A 26,696-nucleotide genomic window follows, 5' to 3' on the forward strand; every position below is an offset into this window, starting at 1 on the left:
CGGTTCGCGTGAAGATCACACGCCGCCCCGCGCCATCACATCAGCTCGATCAAGGCCACCAGCGCCTGCATGAAGCGCTGCAAGGCCTCGCCACCGAGCAGCTGCAGGCTGAGGTCGCCGTCCAGACCGCAGGCCGGCATTTCCGGCCAGCTGTCCTGCAGCGCCAGCATCGCGCTCTCGATGCCGCCCTGGGCGAGCAGCTGCAGCAGCGGCAGGCCATGGGTCTCCTCGCCGGCCACCAGGCCCAGGCGCTGCTCCAGCAAGGCCTCGCCCCAAGGCAGTTCCAGACTGATCAGGCCGACGCCGCTCACGCGCAGATCCAGGCCGGCGCCGGCCGCATCGCTGCACAGCAGCAGCGGGCTGCGTGAGTCCTCGCGCCAGCGCGCCGCCTGCGAGCGGCGTTCGGCCAGGCCGGTGGCGGCCGACAGCTGCACACAGGGCAGACCGGCGGCCTGCAGCCGCGCGGCCAGCAGGGCCAGACCATCATCCCACTGGCTGCAGACCACCAGCTTGCTCACCGCCCCGGCCAACAGTTCGCGCGCCAGCGCCAGCACCGCCTCCAGACGCGGCGCCGGCCCCTCGGCGGCCGCGTCGGCCAGCGCCGGGCTGATCGCCAGACGGCGCAGCGCCTGCAAGCCGCGCAGCAGCTGGAGCTGCTCCGCATCGGCCAGATAGGCACTGCGCTGCCAGCGCGCGACGCTGCGACGCAGCGGCGCCAGCAGCGCGGCCTGCAAGCCTTGCTGCTGCGCACTCAAGGGCTGGGCCCGCAGCTGCACCAGCGCCGGCGGCAACGCCAGCTCGCTGCCGGCACGGCTGAGCATCACCCGCTCCAGGCTTTGCGCCAGCCGAGCCGGTGCGGCCAGGGCCAGCAGCTGACCCTGGGCATCGTGGCGCAGATGACGCTCATGCAGGGCCGCCAGCGCACCGCTGCGGTTGTGGTCGAGCAGCTCGACCAAGCGCAGCAGGGTGGCTGGCTGCTCCTGCGGCAGCTGGCTGGCCAGCAACAGCAGGAAACCTTCCGGCAGCTGCTGCAGCCGGGCCACCGCGCCCTCGCCCAGGCGCTGGGCCTCGTCGACGATGACCAGCTCGGGCGCCCAGGCCTGCAGCGGGGCCAGGTCTTGCTCGAGCGCGCCCAGGGCGGCGATCTTGATCTCGGCCGGCGCCTGCCATTGCTGGGCCCGCTGCGCGGCATCGCCCCACACCAGGCTCGCGCTGCGCATGCTCAGCGACTGCGCCTCCGCGAGCCAGCGGCTCTGGGCCGACTCGGCGCACAGCAGCAGCACACGTTCGACGCCGAAATGGCGCTGCATCAGCTCGGCCGCAGCCAGACCGGTCGGCTGCATGCCCAGCTGCAGATCGTCGGCCACCAGGGCCCGGCCGGCACAGGCCGCGAACAGGGCGGCTTCCAGCTGATGCTGGGGCAGCGGCAGTTTCAGGAGGCTGCGCAGGTCTGGGCTGGCCATGCCTTGCTGATAGGCCTCGGCCAAGCGCAGCATGCGCTGGCGGGCGTCGCGGCCCTCGGCCAGCTGAATCCACACCGCATCGTCGACACGCAGCTCATGCCCATGTTGGGCGGCCAGTGCCAGCAGGCCCGGCAAGGCATCGCCCTGCTGATCCTGCGGCAGCGCGATCAAGGCCTCGGCGGCCTGGCGCAGCGCAGCCGGGCAGTGGCGGCCGGCATGCCAGTGCAGCTGGCGACGCAGCCCGTACTGCAACCACAGCTCGCTGTGCTCGGTCTGCCAGCCCTCGACCAGCGCGGCCTGGCCCTCGGCATCGTCCTGGAGGGCCAGCAGCGCAAAGCCCAGATGCTCGCAGCTGCCGTGCTGGGCATAGCCCGCGCAGCTGCAGCTGGCCGCCGACACCCCGCCGCCACGCAGCAACACCTGCCAGCGCTGGCCGGTGGCCAGCAGCTCGACCTGCAGCGGGCTGCCGAACCAGGGGCCTTGGCGATGCAATGCAAAGCGGGCCGGCAGGGCCGGCGGCGGTGCAACAGGCGCGGGCGCTGCAGGCTTGCGGGCCACCGGCTTGGCCGCTGCCTTCTTCTTGGCGACGGGCTTGATCGCCTCCACGACCGGCTCGGGCGCCACGGGCGGCTTGGCCACTGATTTTTTGGCCGCAGGCGTCGCCGCGACCTTCTTGGCTGGCGCAGCCTTTTTTGCCGGAGCGCTCACCGCGGGCTCGACTGCGGCGGCCTTCTTGACGGCGGCCTTTTTGACAGCGACCTTTTTTGCCGGTTCCTTCTTTGCGGCCGCTTTCTTTGCGGGCGCAGCCTTGGCCGCAGGCTTCTTGGCCGCAACGGGCGCCGGCACCGGTTCGGCCTTCTTGACCGTCTTCTCAGCGGCCGCCTTCGCAACCGCCTTCACGGTCTTGGTCGCGGCTTTGCCGGCCGTTTTGACCGGCGCGGCCGGCGTCTTCTTCGCAGCCGGCTTCTTCTCGATGGCTGCGGCTTTCTCAACCGTTTTCACGGCTGTGGTGGTCTTCTTGGCAGCTGTCTTGCCGGCAGCGGTTGCCGCCGTCTTCTTAACCGGCGCCGTCTCGGCAACAACAGGGGTGGCGGCGCTCGCGGTGCGGCGCGTCTTCGGTGGCGTGGCCATGGCTATGAATGAGGTTCAGGGTTGGACGGCAGAGCTGCCATCGTGATCGGGACGGAGCATGCGCGCCGGGCACCAGCCGCGCAAGCTGTTGAAGAAAGCCAGCGCCTGGGCGCGGGCCAGATCGGTCTTGAGCAGCCGGGCTTCATGCAGACGGCCCTGCTGCAGCAGTTCTTCGCGCAGCACGCCGGGCAGCAGCCCGGCCGCCAGGCGCGGCGTCAGCCAGCGGCCATCGAGCTGCAGCGCGATATTGCCGAAGGTGCATTCGGTGAGCTCGCCGTCGGCATTCCACAGCAGCATATCGAAGGCCTCGGCCGGCTTGACCGCCGCAAAGGCCTCATAGGCCTCGCGGCGGGTGGTCTTGTGCTGCAGGAATTCGGCGCCCGGGCCATCGGTCGTGATAGCCGACGCCGCCAAGGCCAGCGTCACCGGCAGCGCTGTCGGCGCCAGCGGGGCGATCTCGGTGACGACACGCCCCTGCGCATCGCTGCTCAGCCGCACCCGCCACTGGCCTTGGCCATGGCTCTCGGCCAGCCGGGCCAGTGCCTCGCGCACCGCGCCCTGCGACAGCCGCAGGCCGAAGTGCTGGGCCGTTCGCTGCAGACGGGCCAGATGGCCGGCCTGGCGGGGATAGTCGCCCTCGGACAGCAGCAGGGTTTCGAGCGCCGCGATCGGGCGCTGGGCGCGCAGCAGGAAGCGGGTCTTGGCGCGCCACTCGGCCACCTCGGCGGCCGGCTGCGAATCCAGCGTGATGCCGCTGCCGATGCCGCATTGCAAGGTGCCGTCGGGCCGCTGCTCGACCGTGCGGATAGGCACATTGAAGGTGGCCGCCCCGCCCGGCTGCAGCAGGCCCAGCGCGCCGCAGTACCAGCCGCGTGCCTCGGGCTCCAGCTCGGCAATGATCTGCATCGCCCGCACCTTGGGCGCGCCGGTGACGCTGCCGCAGGGGAACAGTGCCGCAAACAGCTCGGACAGCTTCAGGCCCGGGCGGCTGACGGCGGTGACCGTCGAGGTCATCTGCCAGACGGTCGGCAGACCGTGCAGCTCGAACAGACGCGGCACCCGCACCGAGCCCAGGCTCGCGACCCGGCTCAGATCGTTGCGCAGCAGGTCGACGATCATCAGGTTCTCGGCGCGTTCCTTCTCGCTGGTGCGCAGATAGGCTTGCGCGGCCTCGTCGCTGGCGCGGTCATGGCCGCGCGGCGCCGTGCCCTTCATCGGCTGGGCCCCGAGCAGCCAGGTGTGGCGGGTATCGGGCAGCGGCCGCCAGTCGAAGAACAGCTCGGGCGAGACACTGGCCACGCCCTGCCCGCTCGCGCCGCGCAGGAACAGCGAGAAGCCGCCCGGCTGGGCCGCATGCAGGGCCAGGAACAAGTCAGCCAGATCAACGCCCTCCGCCAGCGCGGCGTTCAGGCGGGTCGTCAGATTGACCTGGTAGCAATCGCCGCTGCGTATCCATTCGCGGATGCGCTCGATATCGGCACGCGAGCGGGCGTCGTCCTGGCGGTCCAGCCAGTCGCCGCAGAGTCGCCCCGCAGCGCCGGCCTCGGGCCAGGGCCGGGGCGCTTCGGTGTACACGGCGAACTCGGCCAGCGGGCCACCCGCCGCATGGGTCTGTAGCGCGCCGTCAAGCGCGCCGGCCGCCTCGTAGCGCAGGCCGCCCAGCACCCAGGCGCCGGCGCGCGCGGCCGCATGGGCGGCGTCCAGCACCGCCGGCAGTTCGGCCGCGCTGGCGGCGCGCAGCCAGCGCTCGGGCGGGGCGTCAAAAGCGCCACGCAGACGTTCGCCGTCCTCTCGCGCCAAGGGGTGGCGCGGGAAGTCAAAAGCGGCCCAGAGCACGGAGCGCTCTCAGAGGCTCAGCAGATGCTCACGGTAATAGACCAGTTCGTCGATGGACTCGTGGATATCGGCCAGCGCGGTGTGCGCCTGGGCCTTCTTGAAGCCCTCGATGATGCCGGGCTTCCAGCGCCGCGCCAGCTCCTTCAGCGTCGACACATCCAGATTGCGGTAGTGGAAGAAGTCTTCCAGGCTGGGCATGTAGTTGGCCAGGAAGCGGCGGTCCTGGCAGATGCTGTTGCCGCACATCGGCGACTTGCCGGCCGGCACATACTGCTTCAGGAAGGCAATCACCTCGGCAGCGGCCTGCTCTTCGCTGACGGTCGAGGCCTTGACCCGGTCGATCAGGCCGCTCTTGCCGTGCGTGCCCTTGTTCCAGTTGTCCATCGCGTCCAGCGTCGCGTCGCTCTGGTGGATCGCGAACACCGGGCCCTCGACGCGGGTCGTCAGATTGGCATCGGTGACGACCACGGCCACCTCGATGATGCGGTCGCGGTCGGGGTAGAGACCGGTCATCTCGAGATCGATCCAGATCAGGTTTTGTTCGTGGCTGGCCAGGGTGGCGATATCACTCATTGGGATTCCTCGTCTTTGTCGGCGCATATTGTCGCAGCCCTACACTTCAGTCCATGTTCCCGTCCCAACTCCCTCCCATTCACCCGACCGCGCTGAGCCTGATCTTTGCCGCCGCGCTGCTGCTGTCGCTGGCGCTGAAGCTCTGGCTGTCGACCCGCCAGGTGCGCCATGTGATGCGGCACCGCGACCAGGTGCCGGCCGCCTTTGCCGCCACCGTGCCGCTGGCCGCGCATCAAAAGGCCGCCGACTACACGGTGGCGCGCAGCCGTTTCGGGCTGCTGGCGATGGCCTTCAATGCCGCCGTGCTGCTGGGCTGGACCCTGCTGGGCGGGCTGGACGCGCTGAATCTGCGGGTCTATGCATGGGTGGCGCCACACTGGGGCGGCATGGCCTACCAGCTGGCGCTGCTGCTGGCCTTCAGCGTGATCGGCGCACTGCTGGACCTGCCCTTCGAGCTTTACAACACCTTCCGCATCGAGCAGCGCTTCGGCTTCAACCGCATGAGCTGGCGGCTCTATCTGGCCGACGCCGCCAAGAGCGCGCTGGTCGGCGCGCTGATCGGCCTGCCGATCGCGGCGCTGATCCTGTGGCTGATGGGCGCGGCCGGCGGGCTGTGGTGGTTGTGGGCCTGGGGCGCCTGGATGGGCTTCAATCTGCTGATCCTGGTGCTCTACCCCACCGTGATCGCGCCGCTGTTCAACAAGTTCGAGCCGCTGGCCGATGAGGGGCTCCGCAGCCGGGTCGAGGGCCTGATGCAGCGCTGCGGCTTTGCGGCCAAGGGTCTGTTCGTGATGGACGGCAGCCGCCGCTCGGCCCATGGCAATGCCTATTTCACCGGCATCGGCGCGGCCAAGCGCGTGGTCTTCTTCGACACGCTGCTGCAGCGCCTCAGCGGTCCCGAGGTCGAGGCGGTGCTGGCCCATGAGCTGGGCCATTTCAAGCACAAGCATGTGCTCAAGCGCATGGTCCTGATGTTCGCCTTGAGCCTGGCCGGCTTTGCGCTGCTGGGCTGGCTGTCGCGCCAGCTGGGCTTCTATCTGGCCTTCGGCGTGCAGCCGAATCTGGCGGCGCCCAATGATGCGCTGGCCCTGCTGCTCTTCATGCTGGTGCTGCCGGTGTTCGGCTTCTTCTTCACGCCGCTGGCCAGCCGCCTGTCGCGCAAGGACGAGTTCCAGGCCGATGCCTATGCCTGCGCCCAGGCCAGCGGCGCCGATCTGGCCGCCGCGCTCTTGAAGCTGCACGAGGACAATGCCGGCACCTTGACGCCGGACCCGGTCTACGCGCGCTTTTACTACTCCCACCCGCCGGCCAGCGAACGCCTGGCCGCGCTGCAGACCCCATGACCATGAATCTTCTTCTTGCCCAATGCACGCCCCAGCGCGAGGCCCTGCCGCTCGAACAGCTGGCCGACTGGCTGGCGCAGACGCCCGGCTGGGCTGCCGACACCGAGCACAAGGTGATCGGGCGGCGCTTCGATTTTGAGAACTTCTACCAGACCATGGCCTTCGTCAACGCGGTGGCCGAGATCGCCCATGCGCAGGACCATCATCCGGAGATGATGGTCGGCTTCGATGCCTGCACCGTCAGCTTCAGCACCCATTCGGCGCAAGGCCTGACCCCCAACGATTTCATCTGCGCCGCTCAAGTGAGTGCCCTGCCCGAGGCCACGGCCGGATGAGCAAATTCAACGCGCTGGACCTCGGTCTGGTGGTGCGTGGCCATGGCCGGCACTACATCGTCGAAGACGCCGACGGCCGTCGCCTGGTCTGTCATCCGCGCGGCAAGAAGAGCGACTGCGTGGTCGGCGACCAGGTGCGCTGGGCACCGTCGGGCTCGGACGAGGGGGTGATCGAGGCCGTCGAGCCGCGCCGCAACCTGCTGTTCCGACAGGACGAGTGGAAGACCAAGAGCTTCGCCGCCAATCTCGATCAGCTGCTGATCCTGGTCGCGGTGGAGCCGGTGTTCAGCGAGAGCCAGCTGTGCCGCGCACTGATCGCGGCCGAGAGCGCCGGCATCGCGGTGCGCATCGCCTTGAACAAGACCGACCTGCCGGGCACCGAGCAGGCCCGCGAACGCCTGCTGCCCTACCGCGAGATGGGGCTGGAAGTGATGGAGGTGGCGCTGAAGGCCGACCCGGTCGGCTCCAGCGCCCTGCTCTCGCCCTGGCTGGAGGGCAAGCGCACCTTTGTGCTGGGGCCTAGCGGCACCGGCAAAAGCACGCTGATCAATCTCTTGATCCCCGATGCCAAGGCGCAGATCGGCGAGATCTCGCAGGCGCTGAATTCGGGCCGGCACACGACGACGACGACACAGTGGTACTGGGTCGACGCACAACGCCAGACCGCGCTGATCGACTCACCGGGCTTCCAGGAATTCGGCCTGCAGCAGATCACGGCCGAGCAGTTGCCGCTCTTGATGCCCGATCTGCGCAAGCATGCCGATCATTGCCGCTTCTACAACTGCACCCATCAGCATGAGCCCGACTGCGGTGTGCGTGCCGCAGCCGCAGCCGGCCTGATCAGCCCCTCGCGCTTTCGGATCTACGGCGAGATTCTGCAGGAGCTGGGCGCCAAGCGCTGGTAAGGCTCAGGGCTCCAGCCGCGGCTGCGAGGGCTTGACCTCGCGCACCTCGACATCGACGACCTCGCCCATGGTCCTGGCTGCGGTCCCACGGCGGAACTGCTGGCGCGCACGGGCAAAGCCCGAGACATCGATGACGGGCTTGCGGCCCCGCACCAGACTCCACAGCATCAGGCCCAGCATCGTCACCAGGGCCACGGCCATCAGGCCCAGCACCAGCACGACAGTGGCGACCGCGAGCAGCAGACGCAGGGCAAACGTAACAACAGCAGACAGCAAAACCTATCCTTTACGAAGTCAACCGCGGCCGACAAAGGGCATCTTCGTCGCCATCACGGTCATATTCTGCACATTGGCCTGCAGCGGCAGGCCGGCCATATAGAGCAGCGCGCTGGCCACATGGGCCACATCCATTGTCGCCTCGACGGCGATCTCGCCGTTGGCCTGGCGCACGCCCTGGGTCATAGGCCGCGCCATCTCGGTCAGCGCATTGCCGATGTCGAGCTGGCCGCAGGCGATGTCGAACGGCCGGCCGTCCAAGGACAGCGATTTGGTCAGCCCAGTGATCGCATGCTTGGTCGAGGTATAGGGGGCGGAATTGGGACGCGGCGCATGGGCCGAGATCGAGCCGTTGTTGATGATGCGGCCGCCCTGGGGCTGCTGGGCCTTCATCAGACGAAAAGCCGCCTGGGCGCAGAGAAAGCTGCCGGTCAGGTTGACATCGACCACCGCCTGCCATTGCTCGAACGGCAACTCGTCGATACAGACGCCGCGCGCGGACATGCCGGCGTTGTTGAACAGCAGATCGAGCCGACCGAAGGTTTCACGGATGCGCTCAAAGGCCTGGGCCACCGCCTGCGGCTGGCTGACATCGGTGGGCAGCAGCAGATAGCGCTCGGGCGCCGCCGCGGCGGTTTCCTCCAGCGCCTCCATACGCCGGCCCAGCAGGGCCACGCGGTAGCCGGCGCCGGCCAGGGCCTGGGCGCAGGCCCGGCCGATGCCGCTGCCGGCGCCGGTCACGGCGGCGAATTTTTGCGTTGGAGCTGTCATCGCGAAATCGATCAGGCTTGCGGGATTGCAGGGCCAGATGATGGCATCAATTGAAATCCGGTGCTGCCGGCGCCCTCAGGGATTGGCCAGCACACCCAGGCAGCGCGCCGCCTGCATCAGCTCATGATCGAGCGGCACCAGGCGGCTGGCCCCGGCCACATCGGCCAGGCTCACGGCCACACAGCGATCACCCTGCAGGGCCACCATCTGACCATGGCGGCGCTGCAGCACCAGCTGCGCCGCCTGCACGCCGAAGCGGGTGGCCAGCACCCGGTCGAAGGCGGTCGGTGCACCGCCGCGCTGCAGATGGCCCAGCAAGGTGTAGCGCAGCTCGGCCTCGGGGCCCAGGCGCGGGGCCAGGTCTTGCATCAGCCGCTGACCGACCGTCTCGCCCGCGCCCGCGCTCTCGCCTGCGGCGGCGAGCTTGACGCCCTCGGCCACGCAGACCAGCGCATAGCCCTGCTCGCGGCTGCGCCGCTCGCACAGCGCGGCCAGCGCCTGGCCGTCATAGCCGAGCTCGGGCAGCACGATGGCGTCGGCACCGCCGGCCAGTCCGCCCTCCAGCGCGATCCAGCCGGCATGCCGGCCCATGGTCTCCAGCACCATCACCCGGCCATGGCTGCGCGCCGTGGTGCCCAGCCGCCCCAGCGCGTCGGCCACCACCGCCACCGCGCTGTCAAAGCCGAAGCTGCGCTCGTTGTGCATCAAATCGTTGTCTATGGTCTTGGGCACGCCGACCACCGGCACGCCCAGACGCGCAAAGCGCTCGGCGATCGTCATCGTGCCATCGCCACCGACGGCCACCAGCACCTCGATGCCATGGCGCTGCAGGCAGTCCAGCGCCCGGGCCGAGCAGTCGGCACCGCCGGCGCCGAAATAGGCAAAGGGATCGGCGCGGTTGTGGCTGCCCAGCACGGTGCCGCCCTCGTTGATCAGGCCACGCAGCCGGGCGGCGTCGAGCGGCTGCACCCGATCTTCCAGCAGGCCCAGAAAACCCTGCCGTATGCCGCTGACGCGCACGTCGCCGGCCTCGGTCAGCGCCAGGGTCAGCGCCCGTATCACCGCGTTCAGGCCCGGGCAGTCGCCGCCACCGGTCAGAATTCCCACATGCATGTCATCACTCCCAGGAATGGGTCCATGCTGCCACGTCAGGCGCTACATTTGTAGCCGTAGCCCCGGAGACCCGCGAGTGACAGAGTTCAGCCCCATCAGACCCCTTCCCCCTGGCCAGCCTGCCGGCGCCGGCAAGCTGCTCTATATCGAGGACAACCCGGTCAATCAGCTGGTGGTGCAGGAGTTGGTGGCGCAGCGTCCGCTGCTGCAGTTGGTCTGCGAAGAGGATGGCGGCCGCGGTCTGGCGCGCGCACGGACCATGCAGCCGGACCTGATCCTGCTGGACATGCAACTGCCCGACTTCAATGGTTACGAGGTATTGCAGCAGCTGCGCGCCGACGCGCAGACCGCTGCCATCCCCTGCATCGCGCTGTCGGCCAATGCGATGCCCGAGGACATCCGGCGCGCCCGCGAGGCGGGCTTCACCGACTACTGGACCAAGCCGATCGACTTCAAGGCCTTTCTGAGCGGGCTGGACGCCCGCTTCGGCAAGGCTTGAACCCGCCCCCCGCCTGATCCGGGACGATCAGGCCGGCAACAGACCCCGGCCCCGCAACATCGGCGCCACCACCGCATCGCGGCCCCGGAAGGCGCGGTAGGCCTCGCGCGGCTCGCGGCTGTTGCCACTGGCGTAGATATGGTTCAGCAGGGCCTGCGCGACCTGGGGATCGAAGGGGCTGCCCGCCTCGACAAAGGCCTCGTAGCCATCGGCATCCAGCACCTCGGCCCACATATAGACGTAGTAGCCGGCGGCATAGCCGCTGCCGGCGAACAGGTGCTGGAAATGCGCCAGCCGGTGGTTCATGCCGATCGCGGCCGGCAGGCCGTAGGCCGCCATGGTCCGGGCCTCGAACTCGGTGATGTCCGGGCCCTGCTCGTCGGTCAGCGAATGCACGGCCATGTCGACCAGGGCGCTGGCGGTGTAGCGCACCGTCTCATAACCCTGGTTGAAGAGCTCGGCGGCCTTCAGCTTGGCCAGCAGCGCGTCAGGGATCACCGCGCCGGTCTGGTAGTGGCGGGCGTGCTTCTTCAGCACCTCGGGCTCGCTCATCCAGTGCTCGAACAGCTGCGAGGGCAGCTCGACGAAGTCGCGCAGCACCTGGGTGCCCGACAGGCGCTCGTACTCGACATTGGACAGCAGGCCGTGCAGGCCATGGCCGAACTCATGGAACAGCGTGCGGGCGTCGTCGAAGCTCAGCAGCGTCGGCTCACCGGGCGCGCCCTTGGCGAAGTTGTTGTTGTTCAGGATGACCGGGATCGCGCCGATCTCGTTGCGGGCCTGCCAGCGCAAGGCATTCATCCAGGCGCCGCTGCGCTTGGTGGCACGGGCGAAGTTGTCCTGCAAAAAGACGCCGCGCGGCGCGCCGTCGGCGCTCTGCACCTCGTAGACCTTGACATCGGCGTGATAGCCGGCGACCTCGGGCTTGGCGACGAAGCGCAGGCCGAACAGACGGCCGGCGCAATCGAACAGCGCCTGCACCATCGCATCCAGCGGGAAGTAGGGCTTGACCTCGGCCTCGTCGAGATCGTAGCGGGCCTTGCGCACCTTCTCGGCATAGAAGCGCCAGTCCCAGGCCTGCAGCTCGAAACGGTGGCCCATCGAGACCATCATGCCCTCCAGCAGCTCGCGCTCGGCCTGAGCCGCAGCCTTGGCCGGCTCCCAGACCTGGGTCAGCAGGCCTTGCACCGCCTCGCGTGTGCCGGCCATGGTGTCGGCCAGCGCATAGTCGGCATAGCAGGCATGGCCATGCAGGCGCGCCTGCTCGTTGCGCAGGCTCAGGATTTCCTGGGCCACCGCACGGTTGTCGGTCTCGCCGGCTTTCTCCCCGCGGCCGACCCAGGCGCGCCAGGCCTGCTCGCGCAGATCGCGGCGTTCGCTGAAGGTCAGGAAGGGCACGATGTGCGAGCGCGACAGGGTGATGGCATGAACGCCCTCACCCAGGCCACGATCGACGGCGGCCTGGCGCGCGGCGGCGCGCACGAAGTCCGGCAGACCGGCCAGTTCCTCATCCCCCTGCAGCAGCAGCTGGTAGCCGCTTTCGTCGGCCAGCACATTCTGCGCAAACAGCGTGTGCAGCTCGGCCAGGCGCTCGACCACCTGGGCATAGCGGCGCTGCGACTCGCCCTGCAGCTTGGCGCCGGCACGCACAAAGTCCAGATGCACACGCTCCAGCAGGCGCAGCTGCTCAGGCGCCAGGCCCAGGGCCTGGCGCTCGGCATGCAGCGCGTCCACGCGCTTGAACAGCTCGGCATGCATATAGACGGCATTGCCGTGCGCGGCCAGCGGGGCGGCCAGCGCACGCTGGGCGGCCTGCAGCTCGGGCGAGGTGGCCGAGGCGGCCAAGGTGTAGAACAGATGCTCGAGCCGGGTCAGCAGGCGGCCGCTGCGGTCGAACGCCGCCAGGGTGTTCTCGAAGCTCGGCGTGGCGCTCTGCTGGGCGATCGCATCAAGCTCGGCGCGGTGCTCGGCCAGCGCCGCCTCGAAGGCCGGCGCGAAATGCGCGGCCTCGATCCGGGCAAAAGGCGGCAGGCCGTAGGGGGTGTTCCAGTCTTGCAGCAGGGGGTTGCTCATGCCTTGTCTCACTGTGATGACGGCAGGGGTGGCGCCGCCATGGTGTTGTTGGGGTGGCGCGATTGTAGAAACGGCGCCAGCCCGGTGGGGGTGGCGCCGTTCAAAGACCGTGCGGTCCGGTGACTTTTTTACTTCAAGCCCAGTTCCTTCTTGACGGCGATCTCGTCGGCCTCGTCATAAGGCTTCTTGCTGCAGTCTTCCTTCCAGTCGTCGACCTTGTCCAGATGCGCTTCGGCGCGGGCCTGCAGGGCCTGGGTGTCGGCATTGTGCTTCTCGACCTTGGCATCGAAGGCCTTGGCGTCGGCGCTGTACTTGGTTTTGCTGGCGTTGAAGGCGTCGATCTTGGCGTCGTGCGCGGCCGCCTTGGCCTTGTAGTCGGCCAGCACCTTCTCGGCGTCCGGGCGTTCCATCTTCGGCAGCTGGGCCTTGATCACTTCCTGGCCCTTGATCAGCTCTTCGCGTTCGGCCTTCAGCTCGGCGCCGGTAGCGGTCAGCGCCGCGCCCTGCTGGGTCAGCTCTTCCTTGGACTTGACCATCTCGGCACGCTCCTGGGCATTCGCGGCCTGGGCGGCCTTGATCTCCTTGGCGTCGGTCTCGTTCTTGTCGAAGGTCGTCAGGCAGGCGCGCAACTCGTCGCGCGTCATCAGCTTCTGCTTGGGTTTTTCGACGACGGGGCGGCTGACCTTGTTGTTCTTCGGGTCGACCTTGGCGTTCGGATTGGCCGTCTGGGCCAGCGCCAGCGCGGGCAGCAGGGCGGCGACGCAGGCGGAAAGCAGGAATCGTTTCATGGCAGGACTCTTCAGCGCGGGGGGTGAACACAGCGGCACCGGCTCGGCGGCGCCAGGGCGGCATCATGCCATGCTGGGCAACAAGCCCGATAATCCGCCGCTTTGCCGCTCCCGAGACTCCCGCCATGGCGCTCAAAGCCACCATTCACAAAGCTCTTGTGCAGATCGCCGACATGGACCGCCATGTCTACGGCGACCACAACCTGACGATTGCGCGCCATCCTTCGGAGACCGACGAGCGCATGATGATCCGCGTGCTGGCCTTCGCGCTGCACACGCCGGCCGATGATCTGAACGGCCGGCTCGAGTTCACCAAGGGCCTGTCCGATGTCGATGAGCCCGACCTCTGGCAGCTCAGTCTGACCGGCGAGGTCCTGCACTGGATCGACCTGGGCCAGCCCGATGACCGCCGCCTGATGAAGGCCCATGGCAAGGCCAACAAGGTCACGGTGATCGGCTTTGCCAGCAGCACGCCGGTCTGGTGGGCCGGCATCGAGAACAAGCTGACGCGCGCGCCGCGCCTGTCGGTCTGGCAGATCCCCTACGAACAGTCGCAGGCCCTGGCCCGGCTGGCCGAGCGCAGCATGCAGCTGCAGGTCAGCGTGCAGGACAGCGGCATCTATGTCTCGACCGCGCAAGCCTCGGTCGAGATCACCCCGATCGCCTTGAAGGTGGCCACCGAATGAAGGCACTGCTGTTAGCCTGCGGGCTTGTTCTGACTTCCTTGCACACCATGGCACAAGACACGGACCCCTACCAATGGCTTGAAGAGGTGCAGGGCGAGCGCGCGCTGGCCTGGGTGCGCGAGCGCAATGCCCAGAGCCTGAAGACGCTGCAGGCGCGGCCCGAGTACGCCGGCATCCGCCGCGATCTGCTCGATGTGCTGAACGCCAAGGACCGCATCCCCTTCGTCAGCCGCAAGGGCGACTGGCTCTACAACCTCTGGCAGGACGAGCAGCACAAGCGCGGCCTGTGGCGCCGCACCAGCTTGGCCGAGTACCGCAAGCCCGAGCCCAAGTGGGAGACCGTGCTGGACCTCGACGCGCTGGGCCAGGCCGAGGGCGAGAGCTGGGTGTTTGCCGGCGCCAGCTGCCTGGCGCCGGACTACCGGCGCTGCCTGCTGTCGCTGTCGCGCGGTGGCGCCGATGCCCGTGTGGTGCGCGAGTTCGACCTGGTCGACAAGCGCTTCGTGGCCGGCGGCTTCACGCTTCCCGAGGCCAAGAGCCAGGTCGAGTGGATCGATGCCGACACGATTTACGTCGGCACCGACTTCGGCCCCGGCTCGCTGACCGACTCGGGCTATGTGCGCATCATCAAGCGCTGGAAGCGCGGCACGCCGCTGAGCGAGGCCAGGACCGTGTTCGAGGGGGTGGCCAAGGATGTGGCGGTGTCGGTCAATGTCGACCAGACACCGGGCCATCCCCGCACCCTGTTCACCCGCGCGTTGGATTTCTACAACCAGCGCAGCTTCCTGCTGCAGCGCGAGGACAAGCTGCTCGCGCTGGACCTGCCCAGCGATGTGCAGGAGCAGTTCTGGGGCGCGCGACTGATCCTGAGCCTGCGCAGCGACTGGAGCGTCGGTGGCCAGACCTACCCGGCCGGCGCGCTGCTGCTGACCGACGCGGCCGCCTATCTGCGCGGCGAGCGGCGCTTCCAGACCCTGTTCACGCCGACCCCGACGCGCTCGCTGGCCGGCTACAGCCTGACCCGCTCGCACCTGATCCTGAACATCTCGGACCAGGTGGCCAGCCGCCTGGAGGAATGGGACTTTTCCGGCGAGCAGCCCAAGCACCGCCCCGTGCAGGCGCCCTTCCCCGGCACGCTGAGCCTGGCCAGCCTCTACGACAGCGAGCTACCCAAGGACGAACTGGGCGACCGCTACTTGCTGAACTACGCCGACTTCCTGACCCCCGACACCCTGTTCTTGGCCCGGGCCGGCAGCGATGCACGTGAGGCGCTGAAGAGCCGCGAGCCCAAGTTCAAGTCCGAGGGCATGCGGGCCGAGCAGTTCTTCGCCAAGAGCCGCGACGGCACCGAGGTGCCCTACTTCGTGATCTGGCCGGCCGACGCCAAGGCCGACGGCAAGAACCCGACCCTGCTTTACGGCTACGGCGGCTTCGAGGTGTCTATGCAGCCCTGGTACTCGGGCGGCTTCGGCCGCGCCTGGTACGGCAAGGGCGGCGTGCTGGTGCTGGCCAATATCCGCGGCGGCGGCGAGTTCGGCCCGACCTGGCACCAGGCCGCCACCAAGGCCAACAAGCAGCGCAGCTACGACGATTTCATCGCGGTGGCCGAGGACCTGATCGCACGCAAGATCAGCAGCCCGCGCCATCTGGGCATCATGGGCGGCAGCAATGGCGGCCTGCTGGTCGGTGCCACGTTTGTGCAGCGCCCCGAGCTGTTCAATGCGGTGGTCTGCCAGGTGCCGCTGCTGGACATGCGCCGCTACCACACGCTGCTGGCCGGCGCCTCCTGGATGGCCGAGTACGGCAACCCGGACGATGCGGCCGAGTGGGCCTTCATCTCGAAGTACAGCCCCTACCAGAACGTCAAGCCGGGCGCGAAGTACCCCAAGGTCTTGTTCACAACCTCGACCCGCGACGACCGCGTCCACCCCGGCCATGCGCGCAAGATGGCGGCGCTGATGCAGGCCCAGGGCCATGAGCTGCTGTATTACGAGAACATCGAGGGCGGCCACGGCGGCGCGGCCGACAACGAGCAGCGCGCCACCTTGCAGGCGCTGGAATACAGCTATCTGTGGCAGCAACTGGGGCGCTGATGAGCATGCTGGATATTCGTCACGAGGAGCGCGCCCAGCGCTTCGAAGCCCGGGTCGACGGGCTGAGCTGCGAAGTCGACTATCTGCGCGAAGGTGAGCGGCTGATCATCACGCACACCGGCACCGATGCGGCGCTGCGCGGCCGCGGCCTGGCCGGCCAGATGGTGGCCCATGTGCTGGCCTGGCTGGCGCCGCAAGGCCTGCAGCTGGTGCCGGCCTGCAGCTATGTGCAGACCTATCTGGCCCGACATCCGCAGTGGCAGCGGCTGTGCGAGCCGGCCGCCGTGCAGGCGGTCTTGAACTTCTGGTTCGGTGCGCTCGGTTCGGCCGAGGAGGGCCAGGTCCGCAGCGTCTGGTTCCAGAAGAACGAGGCCTTCGATGCCGAGATCGTCCAGCGCTTCGGCGCGACGCTGCAGGCGGCCCAGCAAGGCGGGCTGAGCCACTGGCAAGCGACGCCGCTGGGCCGGCTGGCCCTGATCGTCGTGCTGGACCAGTTCAGCCGCAATGCATTCCGGGGTCAGGCCGCCGCCTTTGCCGGCGATGCGCTGGCGCTGCAGCAGGCCCTGGGCCTGCTGGACAGCCCGGCCTATGCCCGCCTGAGCAGCCTGCAGCGCTGGTTCGTGTTGATGCCGCTGGAGCATGCCGAGGACCTGGCCCTGCAGCAGCGCTGCGTGCGCGAGTTCGAGGCCTTGGCGGCCGACGATGGCCGCCTGGCCGGCGCGCTGGACTATGCGCAGCGCCATCTGGACGTCATCGCCCGCTTCGGCCGCTTCCCGCATCGCAATGCGGCGCTGGGCCGCAGCAGCACCGCCGCCGAGCAGGACTATCTGGCCCAGCCCGGCGCCGGTTTCTGAGCCCGCTCAGGCCCGCTCCTTCTCCTGCAGCAGCCGCCACATCACCTTGCCCGAGCCGGACTTGGGCAGGCTGGCGACGAACTCGACCAGGCGCGGCACCTTGTAGGCCGCCATATGCACGCGCGCCCAGCCGATGAGGTCCTCGGCCGTCGTGCCCTCGGCGCCGGCGCGCAGCACCACCACGGCCTTGACGGTCTCGCCGCGGTAGGCGTCGCGGGCCGCGATGATGCAGGCCTCCTGCACGGCCGGGTGCTTGTAGAGCAGCATCTCGACCTCGGAGGGCCAGACCTTGTAACCGCTGGCGTTGATCATGCGCTTGAGCCGGTCGGTGATGAAGAAATAGCCCTCCTCGTCCATGCGGCCCAGATCGCCGGTGCGAAAGAAGCGCTTGCCGTCGATCTCGACAAAGGCCGCCGCCGTCGCCTCGGGCTGGCGCCAATAGCCCTTGAACACCATAGGCCCGTGGCTGATGATCTCGCCGACCTCGCCGAGAGGCATCTCCTCCAGCGTCACCGGATCCACCACCCGCGAATCGACACCGAAGATCGGAATGCCCAGGCATTGCAGCTTGGCCCGCTCGGGCGGGTTGGCATGGGTGGGCGCGGCGGTCTCGGTCAGGCCGTAGCCTTCGGCAAAGGTCAGGCCGAACTCGTCGCGCAGCCGCTCGGCCACCGCCTGCGGCATCGCCGCTCCACCGCCGCTCAGATAGACCAGGCTGGTGAGATCGAAGCTCTGGTAATTGGGGCTGCCGAACAGATCGATGATCATGGTCGGGATGCAGGTCCAGTGCGTGACCTGGTGGCGCGAGATCAGCCGCCCGGCCAGCTCACGGTCCCAGCGCGGCATGATCACCAGGCTCATGCCCTGGTAGATCGGGCCCAGCACGCCGTACAGCAGGCCGGTGATGTGGAACATCGGCACCACGGCCAAGCCCACCGACTCGGGCGAGGCATAGCCCCAGAGCCCGCCGCCGCAGGCATTGGCCATCAGCGTGCGGTTGCTGTGCATGCAGCCCTTGGGCAGGCCGGTCGTGCCCGAGGTGTAGGGCAGCAGGGCCAGGTCGTCGGGGCCGGCGCTGTGCGGCCCCGGCACCAGGCCGGCCGCCAGCGCCTCGGTCCAGCGCGTCACGCCGGCAGGCGGGGTCGGGTCAGCCATCAGCCATTGCTGCAGGGCCGGGGCCAGCGCCAGTTCGGCGTCGACACCGGCCTCGGGCAAGGCCTCGGCATAGCGAGTCACCAGCATGGCCTGCAGACGCTTGGCCGGCGGCAAGGCGGCGTTGGCCGCATCGACCACGGCGGCCAGGTCGGCGCTGCAGATCACGACCCGGGTCTCCGGATCGCTGATGTAGTGGCCGAACTCCTCGGCCCGGTTCATCGGATTGACCGGCACGACCACCGCATCGGCCCGGTTGATCGCGTAGAACGCGATCAGGAACTGCGGGCAGTTCTGCATGAACAGCGCGACGCGATCACCTTTGCCCACACCCTGGGCCTGCAGCCAGCCGGCCAGCGCCTCGGCCTGGCGCCTGAGTTCCGCATAAGTCATCGAGCGGCCGCAGAAGAGGGTCGCGGCCTTGTCGGGGTAGCGGGTCGCCGCCACCTCCAGATTGAACCAGAGCGAGGTCCGGGGAATCTCCAGCCGGCACGGCAGGCGCCGTGGCCATGACAGATGCTGGTGGGTGTGGGGCGCGGGCGGATCGGCGGCGGTCATCGGGAAGTCTCCATCGGCGGGTCGAGCGCATCTTGTCGCGCCCGGGCCGGCGGGCTTGTCACCCGAGCGACAAGCGCGCCGCTGATGTGCGGCACATCCACTCGCGGGGGTGCCAACAAGCGCGGCCATCGCGCATCAATAGAATGCCGGGCAACGCCTATGAAGCGCAACAGCTATGGCCCGGGCTCGCACGGGCGCCACATCTGCACTGATCTGCACTGGAGTGCCATGTCTTGCCCCATCTCTGTGAGCCGTCGCGACTGGCTGTGTAGCGCCGCCGCTGCGGCGTTCGCCGGCGCCGCCCAGTCCAGCACCGAGGACAAGGTGCTGCTGAGCATAGGCGGCAAGCTCGGCCGCCCCGACCGGGACGGGCGTGCGCTGTTCGACATGAAACGGCTGCAGGGTTTTCCGCAGCACAGCCTGACGCAGAAGACGCCCTGGTATGCCGGCCCGCGCAAGTTCAGCGGCCCGCTGCTGCGCGAGGTGCTGGCCGCCGCCGGGGCCCAGGGCCAGAGCATCGAGGCCATCGCCATCAATGACTACAAGGTGACGATCCCGATGGACGACGTCAGGCAGCATGATGTGATGCTGGCGCTGCTAATGGACGACCGGCCGATGCCGCTGCGCGACAAGGGCCCGCTGTTCATCATCTACCCCTTCGACAGCGATCCCCGCCTGCGCACGAGCATCTACTACGCCCGCTGCGCCTGGCAACTCAAGGCGCTGGAAATCCGTTGAGCGCGGCCGCCACCGTCCCGCGCAGGCAGCGCCGGCTGCGCCTGCTGCTGGCCTCGATGGGTGTGCTGCTGGTGATGGCCTTCGGCGCCGTCGGCCTGCTGCAGTCGCGCCAGTTCGAGCTGCTCAACACCACCAGCCGCTACCAGGGCGACTATCTGGTCTGGAGCCTGTTTCAGTTCGAGGTCGAGTACCTGAAGCTGCGCCTGGCGCTGACCCAGGCGCGGCAGGACCGCAGCCCCGAGGCGGCCGAGCAGGCGGCGCAGCGCTACGAGATCTTCGTCAGCCGGCTCAGCCTGATCGAGGGCGAGTACGCGGCCAAGGTGCTCAGCGCCAACCCCGACTACCAGCGCACCCTGGAGCGCACCAAGGCCTTCGTGCAATGGGCCGATGCGCTGCCGCTGAACGCGGCGCTGATCCAGCAGCAGGCGCCGAGCATGCAGCAGCTGCTTGATCGCATGGACGGCCTGGCCGATGCGATCCGCGAGCTGTCGCTGACGGCCTCACACCATGTGGCCAACCAGGTCAGCGGCCGCCATGAGATGGTGCGCTCGCAAAGCAGCCTGAGCCTGTGGCTGACCGCGCTGCAATGCCTGCTGTCGCTGGGCGTGGCCCTGATCGTGATCCGCCAGTTCCGCAGCCTGGACCGCCATGGCCGCGAGCAGGAGGCGCTGGCCGAGACCCTGCGCCAGGCGCGCCAGGAGGCCGAGGCCGGCAGCCGCGCCAAGAGCATCTTCCTGGCCAATATGAGCCATGAGCTGCGCACACCGATGCATGGACTCATGGGCATGCTGAGCCTGCTGCAGGATGGCCAGCTGCAACCCGCCCAGCGCGAGCAACTGCAGGCCGCCCATGAGTCGGCCCGCCATCTGCTGGCCATCCTCAACGACGTGCTCGATGTCTCGAAGATGGAGGCCGGTGGCATCACGATACAGCCCGAGCCGATGCAACCGGCCCGGCTGGTGCAGGAGCTGGAGGAACTGCTGTGGCCGCAGGCCAGCGCCAAGGGGCTGGATCTGAACCTGCGCCTGGACGCCGAGGTGCCGGCCTGGGTCAGCGCCGACCCGACGCGGCTGCGCCAGATCCTGTTGAACCTGCTCAGCAATGCGATCAAGTTCTCCGAGCGGGGTCGGGTCGGCCTGCGCGTCAGCAGCACGGCCGAGGCCCTGGTCTTCGAGGTCAGCGATACCGGCCTGGGCATGGACGCCGCCACCCAGGCCAAGCTGTTTCAGCGCTTCAGCCAGGGCGATCAGACGCGCTCGCGCCGTTTCGGCGGCACCGGCCTCGGCCTGGAGATCTCCCGCAATCTGGCCCGGGCCATGGGCGGCGATATCGAGGTACGCAGCGAACCCGGCCGCGGATCGGTGTTCACGGCCCGGCTGCCGCTGCCGCCCTGCCCGGCTGCGGCCGAGGCGCCCGCGCCGCCCCCGGCCGCCATGGCCGCGCCGGCACGACGGCTGCGCATCCTGGTCGCCGAAGACCACCTGACCAATCGCAGCTTCCTCGAAGCGGTGCTGGAGCGGCTGGGGCATGCGGCGGTGTTCTGTGAGAACGGCTTCGATGCGCTGCAGCAGCTCAAGGCCGCCGACTTCGATCTGGTGCTGATGGACCTGCACATGCCGATGATGGACGGCTACCAGGCCGCCCGGGCGATGCGTGAGTTGCCCGGGTCGAAGTCACGCACCCGCATCATCGCGCTGTCGGCCGATGCCTTCGAGGAGTCGCGCGAGCGCGCGCTGCAGGCCGGCATGGATGGCTTCCTGGCCAAGCCGGTCGGCATCGCCGCGCTGGCCGCCCTGCTCGACGAGGAGGCGCGCGCGCTGCCGACAGCGCCGGCGCTACCGGACACCGGCTTCGATGACAGCGTGCTGCTGGAGCTGCGCCGCAGCCTGCCGCCAACCAAGATCGCGCCGCTCTACCAGACCTTTGTGCGCGGGGTGCCGGCCAGCCTGCAGCGCCTGCAGGCGGCCGGCGCGGACGTCGCCCTGCTGCGCGCGGAGGCCCATGCCTTGAAGGGCGCCAGCGCCAGCCTGGGCCTGATCAGCGTGACTGCGGCCGCGCGCGAGCTGGAGCTGCTGGCCAAGTCGGGCAGTGCCGATGCATCGGCCTTGCAGAGGGCGGTTCAGGCCCTGCTGAGCGCCATGCAGCGCAGCGCCGAGCTGTGTGCCCGGCGCGGCCTGGGCTGAATCAAAGCAGGATGGGCTCCGGCTCCAGCCGGATGCCGAAGCGGCCGTAGACGCTCTCCTGGATCGCGCGCGCCAGCGTCACGACCTCGGCCCCGCGCGCCTGGCCGCGATTGACCAGCACCAGGGCCTGGCGCTCGTAGACCGCCGCATCGCCGACCGACTTGCCCTTCCAGCCACAGGCGTCGATCAGCCAGCCCGCCGCCAGCTTGACCGTGCCATCGGGCATCGGGTAGTGGACGATGCCGGGGTCGCGGCCGATGATGTCACGGCACTGCTCTTCGCTGACCACCGGGTTCTTGAAGAAGCTGCCGGCATTGCCGATGCGGGCCGGGTCGGGCAGCTTGGCGCTGCGAATCTCGCAAACCCAGTCGAAGATCTGGCGGGCGCTGGGCGCGCTGATGCCGGTCTCGGCCACCTTGCGCTGCAGATCCAGATAGTCGATATGCGGATGCCAGGGTTTGGGGCAGCGCAGTCTGACCTTGGTGATGACGCTTTTGCCGGCCAGGCCACCAAAGCCGGTTTGCTTGAACACGCTGTCGCGGTAGCCGAAGCGGCAGACCGAGGCCGGCAGGTGCACGGCACGGCCGGTCACCAGGTCCACCGCATCGAGGCTGTCGAAGCGATCCTTCAGCTCGATGCCATAGGCGCCGATGTTCTGGACCGGCGCGGCGCCGACCGTGCCGGGGATCAGGGCCAGGTTCTCCAGCCCCGGATAACCCTGCTCGATAGACCAGCGCACCAGCTCATGCCAGGGCACGCCGGCGCCAGCCTCGATAATCCAGGCATCATCCCGTTCTTCCAGCAGGCGCAAACCAGGAATCTCGATCTTCAGCACCACGGCCTCGATATCGCGCGTCAGCACCATATTGCTGCCGCCGCCCAGCACGAACTTGGGCGAGCGGCCCAGGCTGGGGTGGTCCACCACGCGGCGCACATCGGCTTCCGAGCGGATGCGCACCAGCTGGCGGGCCACAGCCGGCAGGCCGAAGCTGTTGTAAGGCTTCAGATTGACGTCACGCTCCAGCAGCCATGCCGGTGCGGTCGGCCCGTTAGGGGGATTTACAGCTTGTTCCTGCATGGCAGAATTTTCACCGATCGAGAGGCCGAACCCGGCCCCTCACCCCAACAGCAGACAAATAAACATGCCCAGCTTTGATACCGTCCTCGAACCCGATATGGTCAAGATCAAGAATGGCGTCGACAACAGCGCCAAGGAGATCGCGACACGCTTCGATTTCAAGGGCACCGGCGCCCGCATCGAACTGAAGGACAAGGACAAGGAAATCCAGGCCTTTGGCGACAGCGAGTTCCAGCTCGAACAGATCGAGGCCGTGCTCTACGCCAAGCTGACCAAGCAGGATGTGGTCATCAGCTTCCTCGACAAGGCCGAGAAGATCGAGAAGCTCGGCGGCGACAAGGTCAAGCAGGTCTACAAGATCAAGGACGGCATCGAGTCCGAGCTGGCCAAGAAGATCGTCGCCGCCGTCAAGAAGAGTGCGCTGAAGGTGCAGGCCTCGATCCAGGGCGACACCGTGCGCATCACCGGCAAGAACCGCGACGATCTGCAGGTCGCGATCGCGATGCTGAAGAAGGACATGGCCGACACGCCGCTGTCCTACAACAACTTCCGGGACTGAACGCGTGCCGCCGCCCCGCGCCGCCGCCCTGTTCGCCCTGGTGCTGATGGTCGGCGCGGCCTGGGGCCAGAGCGTCAGCTTCAACGGCAGCCTGGGCGCCCAATCGGCCCTGCTGCTGATCGACGGCGAGGCGCGCACCGTGGCGCTGGGCCAGAGCGTGCGCGGCGTCAAGCTGCTGGCGCTGGAGGACGGTCGCGCCACCGTCGAGTTCGGCGGCCGGCGCCAGACCCTGGTGCTGGGCGCCTCCCCCGGCCGCATCGGTGACGGCAAGGCCGCCACGGGCGCGGGCCGGCAGATCGTGCTGGCCTCGGGGCCCGGTGGGCATTTCGTCGCCCAGGGCAGCATCAACGGCCAGACCACGCAGTTCCTGGTCGATACCGGCGCCACCAATGTTGCGATCGCCCAGAGCGAGGCCGAACGCTTGGGCCTGAAGTTCCGCGAAGGCCGCCGCGTGATGACACAGACCGCCAACGGCACGGTGCCGGCCCATCTGCTGCAACTCGCCTCGGTGCGCGTCGGCGAGGTCGAGGTGCGCAATGTCGACGCCATCATCCTGCCCGGCCAGATGAGCCATGTGCTGCTGGGCAACAGCTTTCTGACGCGCTTTCAGATGCGCAGGGAGAATGATGTCATGACGCTGGAGTTGCGTTACTGAGGGCCCCCTCGCCTGCGGGTGGGATCAGGCGGGCGAGGCATTGGCGGAACGTATGATTACCACGATGCGTCAGCCAACGATTGCCCCCATGCCTTGTGCCAGTCAGACCCGGTCCCGCTCCAGTCAGCGATGGCCGCAGCGCCGACTTGCCGGCCTGCTGCTTGCAGGTCTGAGTCTGGTTTCCCAATCCTGCCTGGCCAACGCTGGCAAAGCTGCCGCCTTCTACGAAGATGCCCTGAGCCGCTACCAGCGCAAGGACATGGCCGGCGCCATCATCCAGCTGAAGAATGCCTTGCAGCAGGACAAGAATCTGCTGCCGGTGCAGGTGCTGCTGGGGCGGGCTTTGCTGGCCAACGGCGATGCGGCCGGCGCCGAGATCGCCTTCGGCGAGGCCTTGCGCCTGGGTGTGGACCGCAGCGAAATCGCCCTGGCACTGGCTCAATCGCTGGCGGCCCAAGGCAAGCCTGGCCAGGTGCTGGAGCGAACCGAACTCAAGCCTGACGGCCTGCCTCCGGCACTGCGGCAGAGAATGCTCCTGCAGTACGCCTCGGCCCATGCCGACCGGGGTGATATCCGCGCCGCTTTCATGGTGCTGGAAGAGGCGCGCGGCATCGACCGGAACAATCTCGAGGTCTGGTTACTGGAGGTGCCGCTGCGCGTGCGGGCGCGGCAACTCGATGAAGCCCTGAAAGTGGCCGAGGGCGCCGTGCGCCTGGGACCCAATTCGGCCGAAGCACACTATCAGAAAGGCACGGTTTTCCACGCTCGCGGAGATATCGCGGCTGCCATGGCAGCGTACGACCAAGCACTGCGGGTCGACGCCGCGCACATCGATGCCCGCCTGGCACGGGTCGGCGTGCAGATCGACCAGGGCCGTCGCAAGGAAGCGGCCATCGATCTGGGCAAGCTGCTGGAACTGGCGCCCGAGGATCCGCGCGGCCTCTACCTGAAGGCCCTGCTGGCACGCAGCAGCGGCGATATCGCCGCATCCAACGCCGCCCTCAACCGTGTCACATCGCTGCTCGACCCGGTGCCGATCGAATTCATCCGCTACCGCCCGCAGATCCTGATGCTCAATGGGCTGGCGCACTTCGCGCTCAACGAGTATCTGAAGGCCCTGCCCTATCTGGAGGCTGCACACCGGGCGATGGGGCCTAGCCCGCTGGTCAAGCTGCTGGCACAGATCTACATCGACGAGAACAAGCCCGAGCGTGCTGCCGAGGTGCTGGAGCCCTATCTGCGTGCCCAGCCTGCCGACAGTCAGGCCCTGGCCATGTATGCCTCGGTGCTGGTTTCACAAGGGCGCCATGCCAAGGCGACCTCGATGATGCAGGACGCCCTGCGTGGCAACGATTCGGCCGAGTTCAGGACCGTCTTGGGCCTGGGACTGCTGCAGAGCGGCCAAACGGCCAGCGGTCTTGCCGAGCTCGAAGCCGCATTGAAGAAGGATCCACGCCAGTTGCAAGCCGGCATGGCACTGGTCAGTCGCCATCTGGGCAGCAGGCAATTCAAGAAGGCGGGCCAGATCGCCGACCAATTGGTCAAGCACCACCCGAAGAACCCCAGCGTCTGGACGCTGTCGGGCATCGCCAAGCAGCGCGCCGGTGACTTTGCCGGCGCACGCACCGCCTATCAGAAGGCCCTGAGTTTGGACGCGGAGCTTCTGGAGCCGAGATTGGGGCTGGCACGGGTGGAGCTGGCCTCGGGCAAGCTGACCGAGGCTGACGCACAACTCAAGACCTTGCTGAAGGCCGACGAGCGCAATGCCGACGTGCTCTTCGAAATGGCAACCCTGTCGGAACTGAGGCGCCAGCCCGAAGACGCCTTGCGCTGGCTGGAGCGGTCGGTCGAGGGCAATGGCCCCGGCGCCTTGAAGGCCCAGCACGCGCTGGTCGCCTGGCATCTGCGGGCCGGTGATGCCGCAGCCGCCTTGGCGGCCGCCAAGCGCCTGCTGGGTCGCACGCCCGACGACGTCAAGGCCCTGAACGCCTACGCCCAGGCTCAGTTCCTGGGCGGCGATATTCCCGGCATGCGCAGCACCCTGACGACGGCCGCGCGCAAGGCCGGCTTCGATAGCGGCCTGCTCTTGAGCGTGGCCGAGCTGCAAATGACGGCCAACGACCCCAATGCTGCCGTCTACACGCTGGAGAAAGTGCTGTCTACCGAGCCTCAGTCGACGCGGGCGCTGGCCATGAACTCCAGCGCCGAATTGCTACGGGGAGATCTCGTCAAGGCCGAGAAGAGCGCCCGCCAGGTCCTGCAACTGCAGCCCCGTGCGGCGATCGGTCACAACCTGATGGCCGACATTCATATGGCCCGCGAGCAGCCCGGCCCGGCACAGGAATCCTTGCGTCGCGCCCTGGAGCTCCAGCCCAATAGCACCCATCTGCTGCGGCTGTTCCGTGTGCTCGCGGCACAGGATGGCGGCAAACCCGCGATCCAGCTCGCCGAGCAATGGCTGAAAAGCAAGCCCGGGGACCTGGTCGTGCGCAAGGCACTGGGCGATGCCCAGGCGCGCACCGGCGACTTTGCTGCAGCGCAACGGTCTTATGAGGCGGCCTTGAAATTGAGGCCCGAAGACGCAGAAGTCTTGAACAACCTGGCCAATGTGCAGTTGCGCCTGGATCAGCCGGCGGCAGCGGTCAAGACCGCCGAAGCGGCGCTGCAGCAAGCGCCCCGCAATCCGCTGGTCATTGACACGGCCGGTTGGGCCTATCACCGCCTCGGGCAGAACGAGCGGGCGCTTCAGCTGCTGCGGGATGCCCGTCTGCGCGAGCCGGACAACCCCGAGATCCGCTACCACTTGGGCGTGGTGCTTGCCGCGCTGGGTCGAAAAGCAGAAGCCCGTGAGGAGCTCCAGATGGCGCTCAAGGGCTCGCTCTCGGCCGACATCCGCGCCGCAGCCCTGCCGCTGCTCCAAACCCTCAAATGAGGGGGCACTTGACTGTCAAAAAAGCTTACATTCCTGCCATGGGAAACCCAGGCACCGACGCTAAGTGCCTGTCAAACCTCAGAATCGTGTGCTTGGCCTGTT

At 68.2% G+C, this 26,696-nt stretch carries 23 protein-coding genes; 13 read left to right on the forward strand and 10 right to left on the reverse strand.

What is annotated here, in order from left to right:
* Positions 1–35: 35 nt before the first annotated feature.
* Positions 36–2,102: a helicase-related protein gene (locus tag O5M90_RS04875; protein ID WP_269840198.1), complete on the reverse strand. Its 2,067-nt coding sequence runs from the start codon at positions 2,100–2,102 to the stop codon at positions 36–38.
* On the opposite strand from O5M90_RS04875, the gene O5M90_RS04880 reads away from it, so the two are divergent.
* A complete protein-coding gene (locus O5M90_RS04880; RefSeq protein WP_269840199.1) occupies positions 2,095–2,640 on the forward strand; it encodes a hypothetical protein in 546 nt (181 codons plus the stop codon). The two genes, O5M90_RS04875 and O5M90_RS04880, sit on opposite strands and share 8 nt — an antisense overlap.
* Here the strand turns inward: O5M90_RS04880 and O5M90_RS04885 are convergent.
* Together O5M90_RS04885 and orn are read right to left on the reverse strand one after the other, a co-directional pair.
* Positions 2,610–4,430: a chorismate-binding protein gene (locus O5M90_RS04885; RefSeq protein WP_269840200.1), complete on the reverse strand. Its 1,821-nt coding sequence runs from the start codon at positions 4,428–4,430 to the stop codon at positions 2,610–2,612. The genes O5M90_RS04880 and O5M90_RS04885 overlap by 31 nt on opposite strands.
* Before the next feature lie 9 nt (positions 4,431–4,439).
* Positions 4,440–5,003: an oligoribonuclease gene (gene orn / locus O5M90_RS04890; RefSeq protein ID WP_137942116.1), complete on the reverse strand. Its 564-nt coding sequence runs from the start codon at positions 5,001–5,003 to the stop codon at positions 4,440–4,442.
* 53 nt (positions 5,004–5,056) lie between these two features.
* Here orn and O5M90_RS04895 point away from each other — a divergent pair, with 53 nt between their 5' ends.
* Genes O5M90_RS04895 through rsgA form a run of 3 tightly spaced genes read left to right on the forward strand, consistent with a single transcriptional unit; the run spans position 5,057 to position 7,586 of the window.
* Entirely contained in the window at positions 5,057–6,346 is a 1,290-nt protein-coding gene (locus tag O5M90_RS04895; RefSeq protein WP_269840201.1) for a M48 family metallopeptidase, read from the forward strand.
* 2 nt (positions 6,347–6,348) lie between these two features.
* A complete protein-coding gene (locus tag O5M90_RS04900; RefSeq protein WP_269840202.1) occupies positions 6,349–6,681 on the forward strand; it encodes a 4a-hydroxytetrahydrobiopterin dehydratase in 333 nt (110 codons plus the stop codon).
* Positions 6,636–7,586: a ribosome small subunit-dependent GTPase A gene (gene rsgA / locus O5M90_RS04905; RefSeq protein WP_440402508.1), complete on the forward strand. Its 951-nt coding sequence runs from the start codon at positions 6,636–6,638 to the stop codon at positions 7,584–7,586. The genes O5M90_RS04900 and rsgA overlap by 46 nt, the downstream gene beginning before the upstream one ends.
* A 3-nt stretch (positions 7,587–7,589) precedes the next feature.
* Here rsgA and O5M90_RS04910 read toward each other — a convergent pair whose 3' ends face one another.
* The 3 genes from O5M90_RS04910 to O5M90_RS04920 all read right to left on the reverse strand — a co-directional run bounded on the left by O5M90_RS04910 (position 7,590) and on the right by O5M90_RS04920 (position 9,746).
* Positions 7,590–7,862: a hypothetical protein gene (locus O5M90_RS04910; protein ID WP_137942112.1), complete on the reverse strand. Its 273-nt coding sequence runs from the start codon at positions 7,860–7,862 to the stop codon at positions 7,590–7,592.
* A gap of 18 nt (positions 7,863–7,880) precedes the next feature.
* Complete coding sequence (locus tag O5M90_RS04915) at positions 7,881–8,633, reverse strand: SDR family oxidoreductase (RefSeq protein WP_262970551.1); 753 nt, start codon at positions 8,631–8,633, stop codon at positions 7,881–7,883.
* Between the two features lie 75 nt (positions 8,634–8,708).
* The gene (locus O5M90_RS04920; protein WP_137942110.1) at positions 8,709–9,746 is read right to left on the reverse strand and encodes a 6-phosphofructokinase; all 1,038 of its coding nucleotides are present in this window, start codon (positions 9,744–9,746) and stop codon (positions 8,709–8,711) included.
* A gap of 76 nt (positions 9,747–9,822) precedes the next feature.
* Between O5M90_RS04920 and O5M90_RS04925 the strand changes: the two genes are divergently transcribed.
* Positions 9,823–10,245: a response regulator gene (locus O5M90_RS04925; RefSeq protein ID WP_269840203.1), complete on the forward strand. Its 423-nt coding sequence runs from the start codon at positions 9,823–9,825 to the stop codon at positions 10,243–10,245.
* Positions 10,246–10,272: 27 nt separating this feature from the next.
* Here O5M90_RS04925 and O5M90_RS04930 read toward each other — a convergent pair whose 3' ends face one another.
* A complete protein-coding gene (locus tag O5M90_RS04930; RefSeq protein ID WP_269840204.1) occupies positions 10,273–12,318 on the reverse strand; it encodes a M3 family metallopeptidase in 2,046 nt (681 codons plus the stop codon).
* 128 nt (positions 12,319–12,446) lie between these two features.
* Entirely contained in the window at positions 12,447–13,106 is a 660-nt protein-coding gene (locus tag O5M90_RS04935) for a hypothetical protein (protein ID WP_137942107.1), read from the reverse strand.
* A 125-nt stretch (positions 13,107–13,231) separates the two neighbouring features.
* On the opposite strand from O5M90_RS04935, the gene O5M90_RS04940 reads away from it, so the two are divergent.
* The 3 genes from O5M90_RS04940 to O5M90_RS04950 are packed head-to-tail and all read left to right on the forward strand — an operon-like array spanning position 13,232 to position 16,739.
* On the forward strand, positions 13,232–13,792 hold the full coding sequence (locus O5M90_RS04940; protein ID WP_262970548.1) for a YaeQ family protein: 561 nt from the start codon (positions 13,232–13,234) through the stop codon (positions 13,790–13,792).
* A 47-nt stretch (positions 13,793–13,839) separates the two neighbouring features.
* Entirely contained in the window at positions 13,840–15,885 is a 2,046-nt protein-coding gene (locus O5M90_RS04945; protein ID WP_269840205.1) for a prolyl oligopeptidase family serine peptidase, read from the forward strand.
* Between the two features lie 5 nt (positions 15,886–15,890).
* Positions 15,891–16,739 (forward strand): DUF924 family protein, encoded by an 849-nt coding sequence (locus tag O5M90_RS04950; protein ID WP_269840206.1) that lies wholly within the window; start codon positions 15,891–15,893, stop codon positions 16,737–16,739.
* A gap of 6 nt (positions 16,740–16,745) precedes the next feature.
* Here the strand turns inward: O5M90_RS04950 and O5M90_RS04955 are convergent, their stop codons facing one another.
* Positions 16,746–18,449 (reverse strand): long-chain fatty acid--CoA ligase, encoded by a 1,704-nt coding sequence (locus tag O5M90_RS04955; RefSeq protein ID WP_269840207.1) that lies wholly within the window; start codon positions 18,447–18,449, stop codon positions 16,746–16,748.
* Between the two features lie 228 nt (positions 18,450–18,677).
* On the opposite strand from O5M90_RS04955, the gene O5M90_RS04960 reads away from it, so the two are divergent.
* Together O5M90_RS04960 and O5M90_RS04965 are read left to right on the forward strand one after the other, a co-directional pair.
* Positions 18,678–19,187: a molybdopterin-dependent oxidoreductase gene (locus O5M90_RS04960; protein ID WP_269840208.1), complete on the forward strand. Its 510-nt coding sequence runs from the start codon at positions 18,678–18,680 to the stop codon at positions 19,185–19,187.
* The gene (locus O5M90_RS04965; protein WP_262970543.1) at positions 19,184–21,370 is read left to right on the forward strand and encodes an ATP-binding protein; all 2,187 of its coding nucleotides are present in this window, start codon (positions 19,184–19,186) and stop codon (positions 21,368–21,370) included. Before O5M90_RS04960 ends, O5M90_RS04965 begins: the two co-directional genes overlap by 4 nt.
* 1 nt (position 21,371) lies before the next feature.
* Here O5M90_RS04965 and murB read toward each other — a convergent pair whose 3' ends face one another.
* Positions 21,372–22,448, reverse strand: a complete 1,077-nt coding sequence (gene murB, locus O5M90_RS04970) for a UDP-N-acetylmuramate dehydrogenase (protein ID WP_269840209.1) — start codon at positions 22,446–22,448, stop codon at positions 21,372–21,374.
* A gap of 64 nt (positions 22,449–22,512) precedes the next feature.
* On the opposite strand from murB, the gene O5M90_RS04975 reads away from it, so the two are divergent.
* From O5M90_RS04975 to prsT, 3 genes are all read left to right on the forward strand, one after another.
* Positions 22,513–23,007, forward strand: a complete 495-nt coding sequence (locus O5M90_RS04975; RefSeq protein WP_137942101.1) for a YajQ family cyclic di-GMP-binding protein — start codon at positions 22,513–22,515, stop codon at positions 23,005–23,007.
* Positions 23,008–23,011: 4 nt separating this feature from the next.
* Positions 23,012–23,662, forward strand: a complete 651-nt coding sequence (locus O5M90_RS04980) for a retropepsin-like aspartic protease family protein (protein WP_262970542.1) — start codon at positions 23,012–23,014, stop codon at positions 23,660–23,662.
* 88 nt (positions 23,663–23,750) lie between these two features.
* Complete coding sequence (prsT, locus tag O5M90_RS04985) at positions 23,751–26,594, forward strand: XrtA/PEP-CTERM system TPR-repeat protein PrsT (protein WP_269840210.1); 2,844 nt, start codon at positions 23,751–23,753, stop codon at positions 26,592–26,594.
* The last annotated feature ends 102 nt before the right edge of the window (positions 26,595–26,696 follow it).

Source organism: Paucibacter sp. M5-1 (genome assembly GCF_027498415.2).
Classification (GTDB): domain Bacteria; phylum Pseudomonadota; class Gammaproteobacteria; order Burkholderiales; family Burkholderiaceae_C; genus Roseateles_E.